The organism is Corallococcus exercitus (genome assembly GCF_003611585.1).
GTDB classification, from domain to species: domain Bacteria; phylum Myxococcota; class Myxococcia; order Myxococcales; family Myxococcaceae; genus Corallococcus; species Corallococcus exercitus.
Map to the genome: position 1 here is coordinate 1 of NZ_RAVW01000733.1, position 2186 is coordinate 2186.

Sequence of the window (2186 nt, forward strand, 5' to 3'; positions counted from 1 at the left end):
CTCTTCGTCGATGGCCACCTTGCGCGTCATGGTGGCCTGCTTCTCTGCCCGGGTGCCAGTGCCGTCGCACGCAGCGACCGGGCGAACGCACGCTGATCAACTCGCTATATGAGGGGATCCCTCAGGTAGTACGCCCCATCGCGAGACAACCAACGGCCCGCGGTCATCCAGTCAACGAGCTTCGCCCAACGGATGGGGCCTTGCGAGGAGCGACTGCCGAGCATCTTCCAAGCCGCAAGCCTCTTCTCCTGAATGGTCAAACCGTTGGAGAGCGAGAGCAGGCCCCAGAAGGCGATGGCGGCCGGAATGGTCTCCCCACCGAAAAGTTTCCGGGTCTCATCGACGAAACAAGAAGCGAGATGTCCGACAGCACATGCATCAAGCATTCCCTCAAGATCAAACTCTTCGTAGGCCTGCAGTTCCTTCAGTTGCTCCACGAATCGCTCAAGCGAGATGGGGGCATCGAGCGCATCGAGGATTCGCGCCTCGAACGCCGTTGCCAACTCCCTTTGCCAGTGCTGGGCACCTTTCAGCTTGTTTAAAAGGATGAGCCGGCGCGCGTCGAAGTCATAGTCCTCGTAGGTAACCGAGACCGCGAAACCCTGGAAGGGCCTCGCCCCTTCCTCACTGACGTCCTGGAGGATGGCCTCCCGGGTCGTGACGACGACCTTCTTGTCGGACGACGCGCTCTTCAACAACTGTGGCAGTTCCTTGTGCCACTGGTCACTGCCCGCGCTGAGCTGGAATGCCCCCCAGGGGTCCTCCACCGCGATGAAGAAGCCCCCTCGTTGACTCAAGAGTTCCCGCATCTCAGCAGGAGTCCGCGGGGAACGGACCTCAAAGGGCTCAGGCCGCACACGATACTCATGCTTCAGCCTCTCCAGGATCTGGGTCTTCCCAGCGCCCGGAGGGCCCAGGAGAAGCACTGCATGGTGTCTTTCAAGCCGAGCCTGAATGTCCTCGTAGTGCCGTGGCGGGACAAACTCCCGAAGCTCGGCGCTTTCGAGCGGATTTCCGTGAAAAGACTCGGCGGTCCGGAGAAGGTCCTCCCGCCCCCAGTGCCGTGGCAGACGCCCCAGCAGCCGTTCTCGCGCCTGGGCCATGAGTTGGTCTCTGCAGGCCTCCGCCTGGGTGCGTGGAACGGAGAGCCGCTCCGCGAGTACCTTGTCGATCTGCGCCTGAAGCTGGGAGGGCTTTTGCTGAGCGAGAATGCCAATCCGGGAGGCAACAGAGAACCGATCTACACCTCCAGGAAGCGCTGCGTCCGGTGGTAGGCAGGGGTCTGATGGCTGCGCAAGCAGCCGGTCGATACGAAGCCCCTGGAGTCTTTTTGATACCGCTGCGTCAGTCACCAGGACGTATCGGAGCCTGGGCTCTGCGGAGAGACGGCGCAGAGCAGATGGACGACCTGCTTCTGCGGAGTCACTGCCCTGGAGGATTTCCGTAACCTCGGAGGCGGACCATTGGCGCGGGGAGGAGCGGTGCTTCACCTGGACGACCAGACGCTCCAGGGGCCCGGACGGGCTCATGCCCTCCGATGAGCGCAACTGGATGTCGGCCTCAAGGTCCTCCTGGGATGCAGGCTCGACCTCGACCGACTCCGCACATGCTTCTTCAAAAATCAAGATCAGCGCAGCCCAGACCGTGACGAGGAGCTGATAGTCGTAACCCACGTATCCATGGGTCCCGCCTGTCCCCGAAGACGCTGGGGGACGCACCTCGACTTTTGGAGTTTCTCGGGATGCAGCCATGGCGCTCCCTGGATTCTTGAGGTTTTGCCCGGGCTTGGAAACCGTCCAATGCTGGAATCGACAGCAGCTGCGTGGCGCTGAAAATCGGGCCGAAATGGAGGTTTTAAACGCGCTCTGGCCGCTGGGGTTCTCCAGGCATTCACGACACACGGGGCCCGCCAGCGGGCTCCGGAGGACCCCATGAAGCCTGCTCGCGCCGTCATCGCCGCCTCGCTGTTCGCCGCCCTCGCCGTGTCCCCGCTCGCCCATGCCGATGCGCCCGTGGACTCCGGGCCGCCCGGCTCCGTCCGCAATGGCCCGTCGTATGGCCACCGGCTCGACGTGGGGGGGAGCTTTGGCGTCAACAACGCCGGGGGCCAGGGCCTGGTCTCGGGGGTCAGCCTGATGGCCGACCTGCGACCGGTGGACTTCCTGTCCGTGGGGGCGGGCGTGGGA

At 63.5% G+C, this 2186-nt stretch carries 2 protein-coding genes; one reads left to right on the forward strand and one right to left on the reverse strand.

The features are described 5' to 3' along the window. Positions 1-104 precede the first annotated feature (104 nt). Entirely contained in the window at positions 105-1673 is a 1569-nt protein-coding gene (locus tag D7W79_RS43430) for an nSTAND3 domain-containing NTPase (RefSeq protein WP_147442342.1), read from the reverse strand. Positions 1674-1931: 258 nt separating this feature from the next. On the opposite strand from D7W79_RS43430, the gene D7W79_RS41445 reads away from it, so the two are divergent. Beyond that, positions 1932-2186 (forward strand): hypothetical protein (locus tag D7W79_RS41445; protein ID WP_147442343.1); only part of this gene is annotated, 255 nt, incomplete at its 3' end.